General features: G+C 72.2%; 11 protein-coding genes. 4 read left to right on the forward strand and 7 right to left on the reverse strand.

Annotated features, from left to right (window positions below; all coding sequences use genetic code 11):
* Positions 1 to 160: 160 nt before the first annotated feature.
* The 3 genes from ASE56_RS12900 to ASE56_RS12910 all read right to left on the reverse strand — a co-directional run bounded on the left by ASE56_RS12900 (position 161) and on the right by ASE56_RS12910 (position 4,642).
* Positions 161 to 2,056 (reverse strand): gamma-glutamyltransferase family protein, encoded by a 1,896-nt coding sequence (locus tag ASE56_RS12900; RefSeq protein ID WP_056232268.1) that lies wholly within the window; start codon positions 2,054 to 2,056, stop codon positions 161 to 163.
* Positions 2,053 to 3,486 carry an aminopeptidase P family protein gene (locus ASE56_RS12905; RefSeq protein ID WP_056230479.1) on the reverse strand — a complete coding sequence of 478 codons (1,434 nt, stop codon included), beginning with the start codon at positions 3,484 to 3,486 and terminating at the stop codon, positions 2,053 to 2,055. Before ASE56_RS12905 ends, ASE56_RS12900 begins: the two co-directional genes overlap by 4 nt.
* A 124-nt stretch (positions 3,487 to 3,610) precedes the next feature.
* Positions 3,611 to 4,642, reverse strand: a complete 1,032-nt coding sequence (locus ASE56_RS12910; protein ID WP_056230481.1) for an endonuclease/exonuclease/phosphatase family protein — start codon at positions 4,640 to 4,642, stop codon at positions 3,611 to 3,613.
* Positions 4,643 to 4,728: 86 nt separating this feature from the next.
* Between ASE56_RS12910 and ASE56_RS12915 the strand changes: the two genes are divergently transcribed.
* On the forward strand, positions 4,729 to 5,589 hold the full coding sequence (locus tag ASE56_RS12915; protein WP_156371715.1) for a PHP domain-containing protein: 861 nt from the start codon (positions 4,729 to 4,731) through the stop codon (positions 5,587 to 5,589).
* Positions 5,590 to 5,840: 251 nt separating this feature from the next.
* Here the strand turns inward: ASE56_RS12915 and ASE56_RS12920 are convergent, their stop codons facing one another.
* Positions 5,841 to 7,298: a DEAD/DEAH box helicase gene (locus tag ASE56_RS12920; RefSeq protein WP_056230485.1), complete on the reverse strand. Its 1,458-nt coding sequence runs from the start codon at positions 7,296 to 7,298 to the stop codon at positions 5,841 to 5,843.
* A 149-nt stretch (positions 7,299 to 7,447) separates the two neighbouring features.
* Between ASE56_RS12920 and ASE56_RS12925 the strand changes: the two genes are divergently transcribed.
* Positions 7,448 to 8,164 (forward strand): ferritin-like fold-containing protein, encoded by a 717-nt coding sequence (locus tag ASE56_RS12925; RefSeq protein WP_056230487.1) that lies wholly within the window; start codon positions 7,448 to 7,450, stop codon positions 8,162 to 8,164.
* Positions 8,165 to 8,251: 87 nt separating this feature from the next.
* Here ASE56_RS12925 and ASE56_RS12930 read toward each other — a convergent pair whose 3' ends face one another.
* Together ASE56_RS12930 and ASE56_RS12935 are read right to left on the reverse strand one after the other, a co-directional pair.
* Complete coding sequence (locus ASE56_RS12930) at positions 8,252 to 8,539, reverse strand: hypothetical protein (protein WP_056230489.1); 288 nt, start codon at positions 8,537 to 8,539, stop codon at positions 8,252 to 8,254.
* 10 nt (positions 8,540 to 8,549) lie between these two features.
* A complete protein-coding gene (locus ASE56_RS12935; RefSeq protein WP_056230491.1) occupies positions 8,550 to 8,774 on the reverse strand; it encodes a DUF3107 domain-containing protein in 225 nt (74 codons plus the stop codon).
* A gap of 257 nt (positions 8,775 to 9,031) precedes the next feature.
* On the opposite strand from ASE56_RS12935, the gene ASE56_RS12940 reads away from it, so the two are divergent.
* Together ASE56_RS12940 and ASE56_RS12945 are read left to right on the forward strand one after the other, a co-directional pair.
* On the forward strand, positions 9,032 to 12,178 hold the full coding sequence (locus ASE56_RS12940) for an ATP-dependent DNA helicase (RefSeq protein WP_056230492.1): 3,147 nt from the start codon (positions 9,032 to 9,034) through the stop codon (positions 12,176 to 12,178).
* 52 nt (positions 12,179 to 12,230) lie between these two features.
* On the forward strand, positions 12,231 to 15,518 hold the full coding sequence (locus tag ASE56_RS12945) for an ATP-dependent DNA helicase (protein ID WP_056230494.1): 3,288 nt from the start codon (positions 12,231 to 12,233) through the stop codon (positions 15,516 to 15,518).
* A gap of 571 nt (positions 15,519 to 16,089) precedes the next feature.
* Here the strand turns inward: ASE56_RS12945 and ASE56_RS12950 are convergent.
* Positions 16,090 to 17,586 carry a phosphotransferase gene (locus tag ASE56_RS12950; protein ID WP_056230497.1) on the reverse strand — a complete coding sequence of 499 codons (1,497 nt, stop codon included), beginning with the start codon at positions 17,584 to 17,586 and terminating at the stop codon, positions 16,090 to 16,092.
* Between the last annotated feature and the right edge of the window lie 44 nt (positions 17,587 to 17,630).

The raw sequence follows: 17,630 nt of genomic DNA on the forward strand, positions 1-17,630 counted from the left end.
GTCCGGGTGGTGCGGCCCCGTCGCGCGGTGGTTCGTCGGGTCGCGGCTGCCCGCGTCGGCGCCCCGACGCGGGACGCCACACGTCTACGCCCCGCGAAGCCGGGCGCCCCGCCGCATGTAGCCCGGCGCGTCGGTGCGCCGACAGAGGTGGACCCGAGCGTCAGCGCCCCGCGGCGTAGCCCTGGGCTCCGCGGGGGTTCGCCGCGGCCCACAGCACGCCGTCGGCTCCGCGCCCGACGGCGGTGACGCGGCCGAGGGCCCAGTCGCCCGCGCGGCGCACGCGATGCCCGCGTTGCTCGAGCGCGGCGATGACGTCGTCGCCGATGCGGTCTTCGAGGGCGACGCCCGCGGGCACCCACGTGCGTGGCCAGAACGAATCGATGAGCGCGGTGATGTTGAGGTTCGGCGCGTCGATCGCCTGCTGCGCGCTGTAGCCGCCGACGAGCATGCGCAGCAGCACGGTCAGCTGCCACTGGTCCTGCTGGTCGCCGCCGGGGGAGCCGATCGCGATGACCTCCGCGCCGCGCGACACCAGGGTCGGGGTCAGGGTCGTCCGCGGTCGCCGGCCCGGGGTGAGCGATGCCGGGTGCCCCGGCACGAGCCACGTCGCCTGCAGGCGCGTGCCCAGGCAGAATCCCAGCGACGGCACGGTCGGCGACGACTGCAGCCAGCCGCCCGACGGGGTCGCCGAGACGACGTTGCCCCAGCGGTCGATCACGTCGAGGTGGCACGTGTCGCCGCGGGTCTGCCCCGAGCGGTCGACCGTCGGTTCGCCGGTCGAGCCGTCGGTGCTCGCGTGGTCGGTGCGCAACGGTGGCAGCACCGGGTCGCGGCCCTCGGGTGATCCCGGATGCCACTGACTCGAGGCCTCGGGCCCGATCAGCGCCCGCCGGGAGGCGACGTAGTCGTCGGCGAGCAGGGCGTCGAGGTCGACGGCCCCGCCGGCGTCGCCGAACCACGCGTCGCGGTCGGCGTACGAGAGCTTCTGCGCCTCGAGGAGCAGGTGCGCTCCCTCGACCGACGACGGGTCGAGGTCGTCGGAGGCCTCGATCAGCCGCAACGTGTGCAGCAGAGCGGGTCCCTGGGTCCACGTGCCGGCCTTGAACACGTCCCACCCGCGGAAGCTCGTCGACACGGCCGGCTCGAACGAGGCGCGCCAGTCCGCCAGGTCTTGAGCATTCAGGATGCCGGGGTGATCGGCACCGTCCGCGTGCCGGTGCGGCTGCGCGATGAAGGCGGCGGCCTCGGGCAGCACCGTGGTCATCCAGTGCGCGCGGGCGGCGTCGATGCGTGCGGCGCGGTCGTCGCGCGGCGCGCGGTCGCGAGACGCGTGGCCCGCTTGCGCGTCGTCGCGTTGCGAATGGTCCGCCTCCGCCTGGCGGCGCTGCACGTCGTCCGCCCGCGCGTGAGCACCCCGCACGGGGTCGACCCCCGCTCCCGCCGCCACGAGTCCGTCGAGCACGTCGGCATACGCAGGGTTGCTCACGAGCGTGTCGACGGCGGGTGGCGTGCCCTCCGGCATCCATCGTTCTGCCGAAGTCGGCCAGTGGTCGCGGAACAGGTCGGCGACCCGGGCGATGATCGCGGCCGCCCCCGCCACGAGCGGGTGCCCGTCGCGGGCGTAACCGATCGCGTAGGCGAGCACGTCGCCGAGCTCCCACGTGCCGTGATCGCGCAGCAGCAGCAGCCAGGCGTCGACGGCGCCCGGCACGGCGGCGGCGAGGCCTCCCGCCCCGGGCACGAGGTCGAGCCCGCGGCCGCGGAAGTGCTCGATGGTCGCGCGCGCGGGCGCCGGGCCCTGGCCCATGAGGACGACGGGCTCCGCCCGCCCCGCGGGTCGGACGAGGGCGACGAGGTCGCCCCCGGGGCCGTTCAAGTGCGGCTCGACGACGTGCAACACGAACGCCGCCGCCACCGCCGCGTCGAACGCGTTGCCGCCGCGCTCGAGCACGGACTGCGCGGTGGCGGTCGCTGTCCAGTGCGTCGAGGCCGACATCCCGAACGTGCCCCGCAGGGTCGGCCGGGTGGTGAAGGATGCCGCCGGCGTGAACGTCATCGCGACAGCCGGGCGATCCACTCCTCGACCTCGTCCGCCGTGCGGGGGATGCCCGCCGACAGGTTGACCGGGCCGTCGGCCGTCATGACGATGTCGTCCTCGATACGCGCGCCGATGCCGCGGTACTCCTCGGGGACGGTCAGATCGTCGATCTGGAAGTACAGGCCGGGCTCGATCGTGAAGGCCATGCCGGGCTCGAGCAGACCGTCGTAGTACATGTCGCGACGCGCCTGCGCGCAGTCGTGCACGTCGATGCCGAGGTGGTGGCTCGTGCCGTGCACCATGTAGCGGCGGTGTTGACCCCCGTTGTCGGCGTGGAGCGCCTCTTCGGCGGTCACCGGGAGCAGGCCCCAATCGGCGACGCGCGCGGCGATGACCTCCATCGCAGCCTCGTGCAGACGGCGGAACGGAACGCCGACCTTCGCGGCGGCGAACGAGGCGTCGGCGGCCTCGCGGACCGTCTCGTAGATGCGGCGCTGGATGTCGGTGAACGTGCCCGACACCGGCAGCGTGCGCGTGATGTCGGCCGTGTAGAGGCTGTCGACCTCGACGCCGGCGTCGACGAGGATGAGGTCGCCCGGCTTCACGGCACCGTCGTTGCGGGTCCAGTGCAGGTAGCACGCGTGGGGGCCCGAGGCGGCGATGGTGTCGTAGCCGACGCTGTTGCCGTCGGAGCGGGCGCGCTGGTGGAAGACGCCCTCCACGACCCGCTCGCCCCGGGGGTGTTCGATGATGCGGGGCAGCTCGGCGACGATGTCGTCGAAGCCGCGGCCCGTGACCTCGACGGCGAGGGCCAGTTCGGCGAGCTCGTACTCGTCCTTGACCAGGCGCAGCTCCGAGACGAAACGCGTGACCTCGTCGTCCTCGCCCACGGTGCGGTCGTCGTCGCCGGTCTGGAAGTCCGCGAGGTGGGCCGTGGCCAGGGCCAGGTCGGCGGCCACGCCGTCGAGGGCGGGGCGGGGGCCGATCCAGAATTCGCCGACGGTGGCGTCCGAGTAGAACTCCGCCGTCGTGCGGTCGGCCCGCTCGCGGAAGTACAGCACGGCTTCGTGACCCTGGTCGCGCGGCTCGAAGACGAGGACGGCGTCGGGCTCGGCGTCGCTGCCCCATCCGGTGAGGTGGGCGAAGGCGGAATGCGCGCGGAACGGGTAGTCGGTGTCGTTGCTGCGCTGCTTCAGCCCGCCGGCGGGGACCACGACGCGCTGCCCGGGGAAGGTCTCCGAGACGCGGGCGCGGCGACGCGCGGCCCAGGCGGCCTGCTCACGCGGCTCGGGGAGGGCAGCGGGGTGCTCGGCCCAGCCGGTCGAGATCGTGTCGAGGAAGCCGCGCGGGAACGGGGCCTTCCTGTTGCTGGGGGCGTCGAGTTCGGTCGTCTCGGCCTGGGGCTCGGCGGTCGTCGCGGTCGTGTCGCTGGTGGAGGGGGCGTCCATCGTTCCAGTCTCGCACCGTCGGGCGTCACGCGCACGACGACGTGCACGGCAGTGCGTCGGGCATCGAGGGGGCGCGGGGGAACAGCATCCCGTGCCTCTCCTCCACGCGCGGGAGGGGGAGCGGTCAGCCGCCGGTGCGCTCGAGCTGCACGACGATGGGGCGGTGGTCGCTTCCCGAGCCGTCCAGCGATCGCATGACGACGGACGCCGACACCGTCCAGTCGGGGGTGGCCATGACGTGGTCGATCGGTGCGCCGAGCAAGGCCGGGGCATCGGTCGGCCACGTTCCGACGCCGCCGTTGCCGCTCTCGGACGCCGCATCGTGGCACCGGCCGAGGGTGCCGCCCTCGACGCCCATACCGGTCATGTGGTCGAGCGTCGCGTTGAAGTCACCCGCGAGGATGACATTGTCGGTCGCGCACTGATCGGCCAGCCACTGCAGGTCGCTCCGCCACTGCGTCATGTACTCCTCGCGCGGGGCGACGGCGTGCGCGGCGACGATGATGGGGCCGTCGCCCGAGACGGGCATCGCGACGGCGCTCGGCACGGTCGAGGTGTTGCTCGATCCGTCGAGCGACGACTGGATGACGGAGTACTCGCCCAGCTCGGGCTTGATGAGCACGGTCGTCGAGGTGGCATCCCATCCGGTGATGCCGTACTCGCCGTACTCGGCGTGGTACGCCCACATCGGCTGGCCCATGTCGCGCATGAGCTCGGCGACCTGCGCCCCCGTCTCGATCGTGGTCTCGGGGAGGGTCACGACGTCGGCCTGCATGCCCACGGCGAACTGCGCGATCGACTCGGCCGAGGTGGCCGAGCCGGCGGTGTTCCACGTCATGATGCGCAGGCTCGACGCGGTCTTGGCCGGCATGTCTTCGGAGCCGAGTCCGCGCTGCGCGAGCATCGAGACGTTGACGCCGCCCGCGAGGGCGAACACGAACGCCAGGACGAGGGCGAGAGCGCGAACGGGACGTATCAGCGCGAACAGCAGCATGAGCAGTGTCGCGCCGACGAAGGCGGCCGCCAGGGGAGCCCGGAACGAGATGACCTGCGCCAGGGGAAAGGTGCGTTCGACCCCGAACGCCGAGGGCCACGTCAACACAGCGGCGCCCGCCGCGAAGGCGAGCGCGACCAGAAGACCGACCAGACGACGCACGCACCCGACCCTAGGGGAGCCGTCTGGGAGATCCACGGATGCCGGGTGGGCGCTGCCCCTGTGAAGCGGCGCGCTACGCTCGACGGGTGCAGCGTGAACGTCGATTCGAGGGTCCGAGTGACCTTCACCTGCACTCGTCGCACTCCGACGGCACCGAGCCTCCCGCTCAGGTGATGGCCGCCGCTCACCGACACGGTCTGCACACCGCCGCCCTCACCGACCACGACACCACGTCGGGTTGGGCCGAGGCCGCCGAGGCGGCGACCTCGCTGGGGATGACGTTCGTACCTGGCATGGAGCTGTCGGCGCGGCACCGGTGGCGCAGCGTCCACCTCTTGGCGTACCTCGTGGATCCCGACGATGCAGCGCTGCGGGCGATGACCGACCGGATCCGGTCGTCGCGACTGGATCGCGCGCAGATCATGGCCGAGCGCATCTCGCACGATTACGACATCGCCTGGGACGACATCGTCGCCCAGACCACCGACGGCGCGACCGTGGGCCGCCCGCACATCGCCGATGCGCTCGTGGCGCGCGGCATCGTGGCGGATCGCACCGAGGCGTTCGCCGGCATCCTGCACCCCTCCGGCGACTATTACGTAGCGCTGTACGCCCCCGATCCGGTCACGGCCGTCGAGCTCGTCGTGGGTGCGGGCGGCGTGCCGATCATCGCCCACCCCGCGGGGCGATCGCTCCTGCCGGACGGGGTGCTCCAGGCCATGCTCGAGGCGGGCCTGGCGGGCTTCGAGCTCGCTCACCGCGAGAACCTCCCCGAACCCACGGCCCTCCTCGCCGTCCTCGCCGCCGAGCGCGATCTGATCGTCACCGGTTCGAGCGATTACCACGGTCTCGGCAAGCCCAACCTGCCGGGCGAGAACACCACGGCCGATGACATGGTCGCGCGGATCTTCGCCCGGGGCCGCGGGACGGCGCCGGTCTTCCCGTAGGACGCTGCGCGGCCGCCGGGCGGGCTGTGACGCTGCGCGAGGGCGCGGTGCGGGGCGCGATAAACGCTTGGTGCGACGAGAAACGCTGTCCGAGCGCGTTTCCGGGTGCAGGAAGCGTTCATCGCGAGGGCGAGGGCCGGGCGGGTCCGCCCGCGGGGCGGGCGGGGGATTCCGGATGCCGGCCCCCCGGCGTACGTGAAACGGCGCCCACCCCCGCGGAGGGGATCGGCGCCGTTGTCGGTGTTCGCGTATCAGGCCACGGGAGCCGACGGCGTTCCCGAGCTGCCGCCGCTGCGGCGACGACGGCGACGGCGCGGGGCCGCGTTGCCGTCGTGGTGCTCCTTGCCGGCGCCGTCATGCGTTCCGGCGCCGCCCTCTTCGCGGGGAGCGGCGTCACCGGCGGGGGCGGTGCCCTCGGCCGACGACGATCCACCGCGACGGCGACGACGCGGGCCGCGGGTGCCCTCGGCATCTTGGCCCTCGTTCTTCTTCTCGACCTGCTTCGGCGCGACGGCCTTCGGAGCCGTCACGAGACGACCCTTGGTGCCCTCGGGGATGTCGAGGTCGGTGTAGAGGTGGGGGCTCGACGAGTAGGTCTCGGTGGGCTCGGGCTGGCCGAACTCGAGGGCGCGGTTGATGAGCGCCCACTTGTGCAGGTCGTCCCAGTCGACGAACGTGACCGCGATGCCGGTCTTGCCGGCGCGGCCGGTGCGGCCCGCGCGGTGCAGGTAGGTCTTCTCGTCGTCGGGGATCGTGTGGTTGATCACGTGGGTGACGTCGTTGACGTCGATGCCGCGGGCGGCGACGTCGGTGGCGATCAGGACGTCCTTCTTGCCGGCCTTGAACGCGGCCATCGAGCGCTCGCGCGCCTCCTGGCTCATGTCGCCGTGGACGGCGGCGGCGTTGAAGCCGCGGTCGCCGAGCTCGTCGACGAGCTTCTGGGCGGCGCGCTTGGTGCGGGTGAAGATGACGGCCTTTTCGCGACCCTCGGCCTGGAGGATGCGGGCGATGACCTCGTCCTTGTCCAGTGAGTGCGCGCGGTAGACGAGGTGCTTGATGTTCGCCTGCGTGAGGCCCTCATCGGGGTCGTTCGCGCGCATGTGAATCGGGTTCGACATGAAGCGGCGGGCGAGCGCGACGATCGGTCCGGGCATCGTGGCCGAGAACAGCTGCGTGTGACGCACCGGCGGCACCTTCGAGAAGATCTTCTCGATGTCGGCGAGGAAGCCGAGGTCGAGCATCTTGTCGGCCTCGTCGAGGACGACCTCGGTCGCGTTCGACAGGTCGAGCAGGCGCTGGTTGGCAAGGTCGATGAGGCGACCGGGCGTTCCGACGACGATCTGCGCGCCGGCCTTGAGCTGGTCGATCTGGCCCTCGTACGCCTTGCCGCCGTAGATGGCGACGACGCTGGTGGGGCGGTTCGAGGTCAGCATGTCCATGTCTTCGTAGACCTGCACCGCGAGCTCGCGCGTCGGGACGACGATGAGCGCCTTGACGCCCGGCTCGGGGTTCAGGCCGAGACGCTGGACGACGGGGATGCCGAAGCCGAAGGTCTTTCCGGTACCCGTCTTGGCCTGGCCGATGATGTCCTGGCCGGGAAGGCCCAGGGGGATCGTCTGCTCCTGGATGGGGAAGGCATCGACGATGCCCTTCGATGCGAGGGCATCGACGATGTCCTGATCGATGCCGAGCTCGGCGAATGTCGTCATGAGCGTGCCTGTTCCGGCGGCGAGAGACCGCCTGGGGGAGTCGTATCCACGCCTCACTCGTCCACAGGCGCGGGGCCCCGATCCGACGCCGGGGCTGTTCCACTCTACCCGGCGTGTCTCGCGGGCCCCCGACGCCTAGGCTGTGGTCTGTGTTCGAGTGGTTCCGTCGTCGTCAGCGCCCGGTGGGCCGCACGCTGCAGTTGCGTTCGCGCGGAGACCTCGGCGAGGCCATGCGGGTCGATTTCGCGGAGCTCGCTCCCGAGGTCGAGACCTTCCTGGGGCAGGCCGCCTATCTGCAGCTCGGTTTCTTCGAGACGCTGAGCGAGCTCATCGCCCTGACTCCCGAGCTGGCCGAGAAGGAGTCGCTGTCTCGCGCAGCGGGCGCGGCCCTCATCAAGCACCAGGAGCTCGTCGCCCTGATCCGCGAACGCGGGGCCGATCCGACGCAGCTCATGCTGCCGTTCCGCGAGTCGCTCGATGCCTTCCGCCGCAACACGCACGGCGTCCGCCCGCAGGAGACGATGCTCACGGTCCACATCACCGCCGGTCTTCTCGACGATTTCTACCTGGCACTGTCGTCGAGTTACGGCGACACCGGCCGCCGGGTCGCGCGCATCCTGCAGGCCGACGACGACCGTCAGGCGATCGTCGACATCCTGGGCGCGACGATCGAGAGCGACGAGGAGTGGCGCTGGCTGCTCGCGCTGTGGGGCCGCCGACTGGTCGGTGACACCCTGCTGGTCGCGCGCGCCGCGCTCCGCCACGGTCACCTCGATCGCGACGAAGAGGCCAAGGTCGAGCCCGTGTTCAGCGAACTGATGGGTGCGCACGCACGCCGAATGGATGCCATGGGGCTCGCCGCGTAACGACGGTCACCGCCTGCGGCGTGCACCTTTTCGCGGGGATGCCACGGGCTTCGTCGGGCGCCGGGGAGCCGGCATCCGGTGCTGTCGTCAGACGCCCAGGCGCGCGCGATCGGCTTCGTCGCGGGCGACGCGCGACCGCGTGAGCAGCGACACGAGCGCGAACGTCGTGACGGCCGGGGCCAGGACGGCGACGATCCAGAGGATCGGCGAGTCGACGCCGAGGCCCATCCACGTCAGCGCCGTCCACAGGATCGCCGCCGCGGCTGCCCCCGCCAGAGGGGCGAGGACGACGCCGCGGAGGTGACGGTGCGGAAGCGCGAAGTGCACGGCGAGGCCGATGACCGCGCCGATGATCAGTCCGAGCAGGATCTGCACGGCTCGAGTGTCAGGCGACGAAGCCGACGCGACGCGACTCTTCGGTGCCCAGTTCGACGAACGCGAGGTTGGCGGTCGGAACGAGGTAGGAGTTGCCCTTCACGTCGGTGAAGGTGACGTGGCTGGCGGAGTTGTCGAGGGCGGCGGCGACGGCCGACTTGACGGCGTCCGAGCTCTCGTTCGTCTCGAAGTTGAGCTCGCGGCCGGTGTTGGTGATTCCGATGCGGATCTCCACGATGCGTCCTTTCCCCGCGGGCCGCGGTCGGCCCGGCGCGTGATTCGACTCTAGGGCAGGCTCCCGACACCGCAGCCCGCGGGAGGGGCCGCTTCGCGGACGGCGAACGCGCGTGGCTGTACCGGGAGATCTCGCCGGGTCGCAGCGTCCCTTGGGGGCGGGGCGGGGCGCGCGCCCGGGGGTGTCTGCGGGGTGCGAACCGGTGCGGTCGCGGCGTCGCACACGGCGATGTCGGAGGTCGCGATTAGCGTGGAGACATGCAGATCCCGGATGCCGTCGCCCTCGACGCATCTCCCGCCCGGGGAGGTGCTCTCGACGCCGAGCAGCGCGTCGTCGTCGACTGGCCCGCTGCCGCGAGCGGCGTCGTCGTGGGGGCCCCGGGCTCGGGCAAGACGACCACCCTTCTGGCGCGCGTGCGCGAGCTCGTGGCATCCGGGGTCGATCCCGACGAGATCCTCGTGCTCACGCCGACGCGGCCCGCGGCGACGGCGCTGCGCGACCCCCTCGCCCTCGCGGTGGGGCGAGCCACGTCCGGCGCTCTGGCGCGGTCGGTGGCGTCGTTCGCCTTCCAACTCGTGCGGGCGGCCGAAGTGCGTCGTGGCCTCGAACCGCCGCAGCTGCTCACGGGCGGCGACGAAGACCAGATCATCCGCGACCTGCTCGAGGGCGACGCGCTCGACGAGCTCGAGGGGCTGTCGCGCTGGCCCGCGTGGCTCGGGCCGGCGATCCGCGCCACGCGGGGTTTTCGCGGCGATCTGCGCGCGTTCCTCGCGGAATGCACCGACCTGGGCGTCGTCTCCGACGATCTCGTCCATCTCGCCGAGCGGTTCGACCTGCCGGTGTGGGCTTCACTGGCGTCGTTCGCCGACGAGTACCGGGCGGTGCGCTCCGAGATGCGCGGCGCGCACCGCGACGCGGCCGATCTCGCGCGCGAGGCCGTCGCCGTCCTCGACGAGGCGCGCGTCGAGCGCGGGCTGCTCGGACGCTTCTCCGCGTTGCGCTGCATCCTCGTCGACGATGCGCAAGAGCTGACAGCCGGCGGCATCGACCTGCTGCGCGCGTGCCGCGGCCTGGGGATCGGCGTGGTCGCGTTCGGCGATCCCGACGTCGGGTCGGGAGCGTTCCGCGGCGCGACCCCCGAGAACTTCGCGCGTCTCGCCCGCGAATTGGGCACGACCGCCGCTCTCGGCGAGCCGCATCGGGGAACGCCCGAACAGATCGACCTCGTTCGTCGCGTCGTGACGCGGATCGGTGCGGCCGGGGTCGTCGCTCACCGACGCGCCCCCTCGGGCGCGGTGCCGCAGGGGTCGGTGCGCACGTACCTCCTCCGGTCCCCGGCCGAAGAGGCCGATGCCATCGCCCGTCTGCTGCGGGAACGGCACGTCCTCGACGGCGTGCCCTGGGGCTCGTGCGCCGTGATCGCGCACGATTCACGGCAGGTCGCCACCCTCGAGGCCGAGTTGGCCGCGCGAGAGGTGCCCGCTCGGGCGAGCGGGCCCGGGCTCGCCCTCGGTGTCCAGCGACCGGTCCGCGACCTCGTGGGTCTTGTCGAGCTCGGCATGAAAGACCCCGACGACTGGGCTCCCGACGAGGTGGTCGACGCTCTGCTCGGGACGTTCGGGGGTCTCGATCCCATCGAGCTCCGTCGGCTGCGCACGGCGCTTCGCCACGACGAGCTCGGCGCCGGGGGAGCACGCACGGCGACCGAGCTGCTCGTCTCCGGCGTGCGCTTCCCTCTCGAACTCGAGACCGTCGACACGCGCGAGGCACGTCGCGCCGCACGCCTGGGCGAGACCCTGGCCGCCCTCCGGGCGCAGGCCCTCTCCCGCGCGACACCCCACGAACTGCTGTGGACCGCGTGGGAGCGCAGCGGACTCTCCCGGTCGTGGCGCGAGGCCGTCCGCGGGCACGGGCCGATCGCCGAACAGGCCGACCGCGACCTCGACGCCGTCGTCGCGCTCTTCCAGGCGGCGAAGCGCTACACCGAACGCGAACCCGACGGCGAGGCCTCGGTCTTCCTGCGGGCCGTCCTCGACAGCGATGTCGCCGAAGACCGCATCGAGCAGCCCGCCGTCGTCGACACGGTCCGCGTGCTCACCCCCGCGGCTGCGGCCGGCACGGCGTTCGACACCGTCATCATCGCGGGGGTGCAAGACGGGGTGTGGCCCAACACCCGCCTGCGCGGTGGCCTGCTCGAGACCTGGCGTCTGGCCGACGCGGTGCAGAACCCCGACCTCCCCGCCGCGGGCATGCTCGACCGCCGTCGCGCGGCCATGCACGACGAGCTCAGGCTGTTCGTCCGCGCCCTGAGCCGGGCCGGTTCGCTTCTCGTCGTCACCGCCGTCGACGACGACGACACCGGGCCCAGCGTGCTGTTCGAGATGCTCCCGGCGCCCGAGCCGGCGGCATCCATTCCCGAACATCCGCTGTCGTTGCGGGGCCTCGTCGCTCGGCACCGGCGTTCGCTGACCGTGCCGCGGGTTCCCGCGACCGAGCGCGCCCACGCGGCGGGCCAGCTCGCGCTTCTCGCAACAGCCGGGGTCGCCGGTGCAGCGCCCGAGGAGTGGTACGGCGTGGCCGCACCGACCTCGTCGGCACCCCTGCGCGACCTGACGCGCGAAGACGTCCGCGTCTCGCCGTCGCGCCTGCACGCTCTCGAAGAATGCGAGCTCGACTGGGTCATCGCCGACCTCGGCGGCGACCGGGGCGGGACGACGGCCGGCATCGGCACGATCATCCACGCGGCGCTCGAGACGGCGGCGTCGTCGTCCGAAGACGACCTCTGGGCCGTGGTCGACGAGCGCTGGGGCGAGCTGGCCTTCGACGCCGTGTGGCGCGAGCGGGCCGAACGCACCCGTGCGCGCGAACTGATTCGTCGTCTGGCCGCGTACCTGCGTCGGTTCGATGACGCGGGCGGGCGCTTGATCGGCGCCGAGCGGCACTTCGAGGTGCCGATCCCCATCGCGGATGCCGGCGAGCACGGCGCCGTGCTGAGCGGCGACATCGATCGGGTCGAGGTGACACCCGCAGGAGAGGTCGTGATCGTCGACCTCAAGACCGGCAAGAGCGAGCCCCAGACCGACGCCAAGGTCGCCGACAACCCTCAGCTCGCGGCGTACCAGCTGGCGTTCTCGTCGGGCGCGATCGAGCAGGTCGCGGGGCTGCCCTCGGGTGGGGCGAAGCTGCTCGTACTGCGTCCGACCGCGGCCAAGAAGGACTACGCCGAACCGACGCAGAAGCCGTTTGACGACGCGCAGCGCGCGCAGTTCGTCGAGCGGGTGCAGCGCGCGGTCGAGGTGATGCGCGGCACGAGCTTCGCCGCCCCGTACGAAGTCCACTGCCGAGACGAATTCTCGTACGGCCTGTGCCGCATCCACACGGTCTCGGCGGTGAGTGCGTCATGACCGTTGTTCTCCCGGTCCTCGGGGGCACCCGCCGACGCTCGAGGAGGACGTCGTGAGCGCTGTGCTCTCTGCCGCGACGATCGCCGCGGCCCTCGGGCAGTTCCCGCCGACCGTCGAGCAGACCGCCGTCATCGAAGCCCCCCTCGCCCCCGCCCTCGTCGTTGCGGGCGCCGGCAGCGGCAAGACCGAGACCATGGCCGGACGCGTCGTCTGGCTCGTGGCGAACGGACTGGTCCGGCGCGACGAGGTGCTCGGGCTGACGTTCACGCGAAAGGCGGCCGGAGAGCTGGCCGAGCGTATCCAGCGCCGTCTGCAGCGTCTGTCGGAGTTCGAGACACGAGGGCTGCTGCCCGCGCTGCCCGCTCTTAACGAGGCCGGCCGGCTGTCGGTGTTCGCCGACGTCGCTCGACTCGAGGGGGCGAAAGCCGACGCGGCTCGGCGGGACGTCCTCGATGCTCTCGCCGCCGAGGTCGGGGCGGCCGACGCCGGTCTCGACGAGGCTGACCAACTCCTGCACCGGCCCACCGTGTCGACCTACAACAGCTTCGCCGACTCGATCGTGCGCGAGCACGGGCTGCGGATCGGTCGTGATTCCGAGGCGGCCGTGATGTCGGAATCGGCGGCATGGTTGCTCATGCGAAGGGTCGTCTTCGCCTCCGACGACCCCCGCCTCGAGGAGCGTCAAGAATCCCCGCGCACGCTGATCGACGCGGCACTGCGCATCGCCCGCGACGGCGTCGACAACCTCGTCGACCTCGAGAAGCTCGCCGCCTTCCCCGACGAGTTCGGTCGCATCGTCGAGCGCCCGTCGACCTCGGCCCGCGTCGGCGTCTACAAAGACGTGGCCGACGCCGCGACCCGGGTGTCGGCGTTGTCGCTGCTCGCGCGGCTCGCCGCCGATTACGACCGCGAGAAAGCGCGGCTGGGTGTCATGGACTTCGCCGATCAGGTGGCGGGTGCCCTGCGAATCGCCCAGGAGCACCCCGCGGTCGTCGAAGAACTGCGCGCGCGCTATCGCGTCGTGCTGCTCGACGAGTACCAGGACACCTCGGTCGTTCAGACCGACCTGCTGGCGACCCTGTTCGGCGGGACCGGCGTCATGGCCGTCGGCGACCCGCACCAGGCCATCTACGCCTGGCGCGGCGCCAGTGCCGGAAACCTCGGCGGCTTCCCCGACGCCTTCGCCCCCGCGGGCGGATGTCAGCGCTTCGCCCTCCTGACGAGCTGGCGCAACAGCGCGCGCGTGCTCGACGCCGCCAACGCCGTGCTGGCGCCGCTCGCCTCGCGGGCGGCCGTCGCGGTCGAAGAGCTCCGCTCGCGGCCGGGGGCTCCCGACGGGGTGGTCGTGATCGCGTTCGAGAACGACCTCGACGCAGAGGCCGACCGCGTCGCGTCGTGGTTCGTCGGCGTCCGCGCGGCTCGTGCCGCAGAGGGACGCGGCACCACGGGAGCGGTGCTGTTCCGCAGCAAGAAGCACATGGTGCGCTTCGGCGATGCGCTCGGGCGGCGTGGCATCCCTCATCGCATCCTCGGGCTGGGCGGCCTGCTGACCACTCCCGAGGTCGTCGACGTCGTGTCGGTCCTGCGGGTCATCAGCGACCCCGAGGCGGGGTCCGCGCTGATCCGCCTGTTGTCCGGCCCGCGCTGGGCCGTCGGTCTCGCGGATCTCCGCGCTCTCGCGCAGCTCGCCCGCCGCCTGGCCACCCACGACGTCGCCCTGCAGCCGCTCGCGCCCGAGACCGTGGACCGTCTGCGCTCGACTCCCGGAGCCGATCGGGCGTCGCTCGTCGACGCCCTCGACTTCGTCACGCGCCAGACCGACGGTCACGGCTGGCTCACCGACATCACCCCCGAGGGACGCGCGCGCCTCCGCGAGGCGGGGGCGGTGTTCGCCGCGCTGAGGCGCAGCGTCGGTGCTCCCATTCCCGAACTCATTCGGCTGATCGAGGCCGAGCTCCGTCTCGACATCGAGCTCGCGGCCAACGAAGCCCGCGGCCCGGCGCGCATCGCCTCGGCGCAGCTGCGCGCTTTCGTCGACGAGATCCGCGGGTTCCTCGCCGCAGACGAGTCCGGTTCGGTGCCGAGCCTGCTCGCCTGGCTCGACCACGCCGAACAGGCCGACGAATTCGCGCCCCGCACCGAGCCGCCCGAAGACGACGTCGTGCAGCTCCTCACGATCCACGGCTCGAAAGGCCTCGAATGGGATGCCGTGGCAGTCGTGCGTCTCGTGACCGACGAGCTGCCCTCACTGCCCCGCGACACGAAGGGGTGGCTGGGATTCGGCATCCTGCCGTCGGAGTTCCGGGGCGATTCTGCCTGGCTCCCGGTGTTCGGGTGGCGCGGGGCCGAGACGCAGCAGGACCTCAAGGCGGCGATCGACGCGTTCGTCGCCGACAACCGGGCGCGTCAGCTCGATGAGGACCGGCGTCTCGCCTACGTGGCATTCACACGCGCCAGGGATCACCTCATGCTGTCGGGGTCGAGCTGGTCGGGTACGAAGCGCCCGCGGAGACCCAGCATCTTCCTCGACGAGGCGGCCGAGGCGCTCGGTGTCGAGCTGACCGTCGATGAGGCGGGGGAGGACCCCTACGACGGCGAGAGGCGCCTGCTGCAGTGGCCGCTCGACCCGCTCGGCGCGCGGCGCACAGCGATCTCGGGCGCGGTGAGCGCCGTCACCGCGGCGCGCGCGGCGCCTCCGGCCGACCCCGACGACGACCTCGAACTGCTGCTCGCCGAACGCGCCGACCGCCTCCGGCCCGTGCACACGCCGGCTCCGACGCGTATCCCGGCGTCGCGGTTCAAGGATTTCGTCGCCGACTACGGGCGGGCGGTCGACGACCTGAGGCGCCCCATGCCGGAGCGCCCGTACCGGCAGACGCGTCTGGGTACCCTCTTCCACGCCTGGGTCGAGCAGCGCTCTGGGTTGGTCGGCGCGGGGATCGGGCTCGACGACGACGGCCTGTGGGACGACGACGAGCACGGAGCGTCTGCGGCGGATGCGGTGGAACTCGAGCGACTGCGCGCCTGCTTCGAGCGCTCGGAATGGGCGGGGTTGCGGCCCCTCGAGGTCGAAACCGAGATCGACTTCGTCACGACCCGCCTCGACGGTCGCGAGCACGTCGTCATCTGCAAGCTGGATGCCGTGTACCGCCGCGGCGAGAGGTACGAGATCGTCGACTGGAAGACGGGTCGCCCGCCCACCAGCGAGCCCGAGCGTCGCTCGCGCATGCTGCAGCTCGAGCTCTACCGCGAGGCGTACCACGCGAAACACGGCATCGACCTCGACCTGATCGATGTGGCCCTGTTCTACGTCGGTGACGAACTGGTGCTGCGGGGCTGACCCGGGCGCGGTCGCTTGCGCAGCGCGGTGACCACCTGATGACGGGTACGGGGTGATGTCGAGGTCGCGGAAGTACGCGCCTCAGGCCGGTCGCACGGCGGTCTCCTTGACCTGAAACGCGCCATTTGCGGCGCGGTTTGCGGTGTTGGCGCGCCCCTTGGATTTCCGTGGCGAGGTTCGCTGACCCGGGGCGGTCATCACGGATTTGGGGCGCGATTTTCCGATTGGGGCGTGAAATTGACGCCCCAAACGCCCAAAACCCGCCCCAAACCGCTGGCAACGCCGGGCCCAGTCCCCAAACCGCAGGCAACACCGGGCCTCGCCCCGAGCGGCGGAGCCCCGAGCGCAGTCGGTGTCAGCTGGATTTCTGCGGCGTGGTTCGCTGTGCCGGGGCGGTCATCGTAGGTTTGGGGCGCGATTTTCCGTTTGGGGCGCGAAATTCACGCCCCAAACGTTCAAACTCGCCCCAAACCGCAGGCAACGCCGGGCCCCGCCCCAATCGGCGCGGCCGCGAGCGCGGTCGGTGTCACCCCCGACGCAGGAGATCACCCCCGCGAACCGGAGAAACCCGTCAGGCCCCGTCGCCGGAGACGCCCCAGCGGCGAAGTGCGGCGCGGCTCGCGCGAGCGGCGTCTTCTTCGTCGTCGATGGGCGCGGCGTCACCCTCGGCGGGGTGCTGATCCTCGGATGCGTCGCCGCCGAACGTGTTCTCGTCGCGGACGGCGGGCCCGGCCGGGTCGGCGGACACCGCGGCGCGCGACCAGAGCGAGGTCGCGTCGGTGTCTCCGCTGAGTGCGGGCCCCTGAGTGCGGTCGTCCTTCGGCTCCCGGGCGTCACCCTCGGACCACCCGTCGAGGTCGAGCGGTTCGGTCGCGCCGGGCTCGACGCTGTCGGGGACGGGCAGCCGGTCGACGTGGATCGCTCCGCTGTCGGCATCCGATTCCTTCGCGTTCGCGAGGGCTTCGGCGAGGGCCTCGGCAGCCGTGGCGCGGTCGCGCTCGGCGGAAAGGTACAGCGAGAGGGCTTCGGGGTCGTAGGCGTCGGTCTGCATCGAGGTGTCGACCGCGGCCGGGGCGGAGACCGGGGGGACGCTCTCGACGAGGGCCATCGCGTCGTCGATGTCGCTGCGCGAGTCGGGCACGATGTGGTCGCCGCGCACGCCGTCGGCCAGGGCGTCGAGCAGGGCGACGGCGTCGGCGACGACGTCGGTCTCGCCGGCGTCGTGGCCGTGCACGAGCCACCGGGCGAACTCGAGCTCGGCGTACAGCCGGGCGCGCTCGCGCAGAAGGGGATCGGGGGAGCGGTCGCCCGCGGCGGCGTATCCGGCGTGCACGTCGTCGGCGGCCAGGGGAGCGGATGCCAACCAGCGCAGGTCCACGGCCGGGTCGCCGACACTGAGCCCGGCCCAGTCGAGGATGCCGACCACGTGGGGGATCTCGTCCTCGTCGTCGGCGAGGAGGATGGAGGAGCTGGTCGCTCCGCCCAGGACGACCGCCGATTCGAAGCGCCACAGGTCGTCGACGTCGAGCGCGCGGCGCCAGCGCAGCATGAGGTCGTCGCTGACGCGTCCGGTCGCATCGGCGCGGTCGAGGAGTCGCTTGACGTCGTCGCGCACCTGCTCGGGGGAGCGCACGGGGAGTCCGTCGGTGCGGACGATCGACACGGGGAGTGCGTGCACGGCGGCCAGGGCTCCGCCGATGGCGGGTGCGTAGCCGGGGCCCTTGGGCAGGTGCGCGGGGTCGATGCGGTAGCCGTCGATGCGGGAGACGATGAGCACGCGCTGCGTTCCGGAGCCGCTTTCTCCGATCACCTCGGGCACGGCGAAGGGGAGGAGGGCGCGGACGCCCGCCGTGAGCGCGTGCAGGGCGCGCGATTCGGCGGCGAGGTCGGGGGCCGCCTCTTCGCCGGCCGGCATGCGGATGACGACCTCGCGCCCGTCGGCGGTGCGCGCGAGAGCGGCATCGAAGCGACCGGCGGCGTTCTCGGTCAGGGCGCTGACGTTCGAGAAGGCTGCACCGGGCAGGGCCGTTGTCGCCGACGCGGCTAAAATGAGGGGCGAGCGTGCCATGCCCCCAGGGTAGGTCGGGCCTTCCTTCACCGGCCCGCGCCACG

Source organism: Microbacterium sp. Leaf203 (assembly GCF_001421275.1).
Taxonomy (GTDB): domain Bacteria; phylum Actinomycetota; class Actinomycetes; order Actinomycetales; family Microbacteriaceae; genus Microbacterium; species Microbacterium testaceum_A.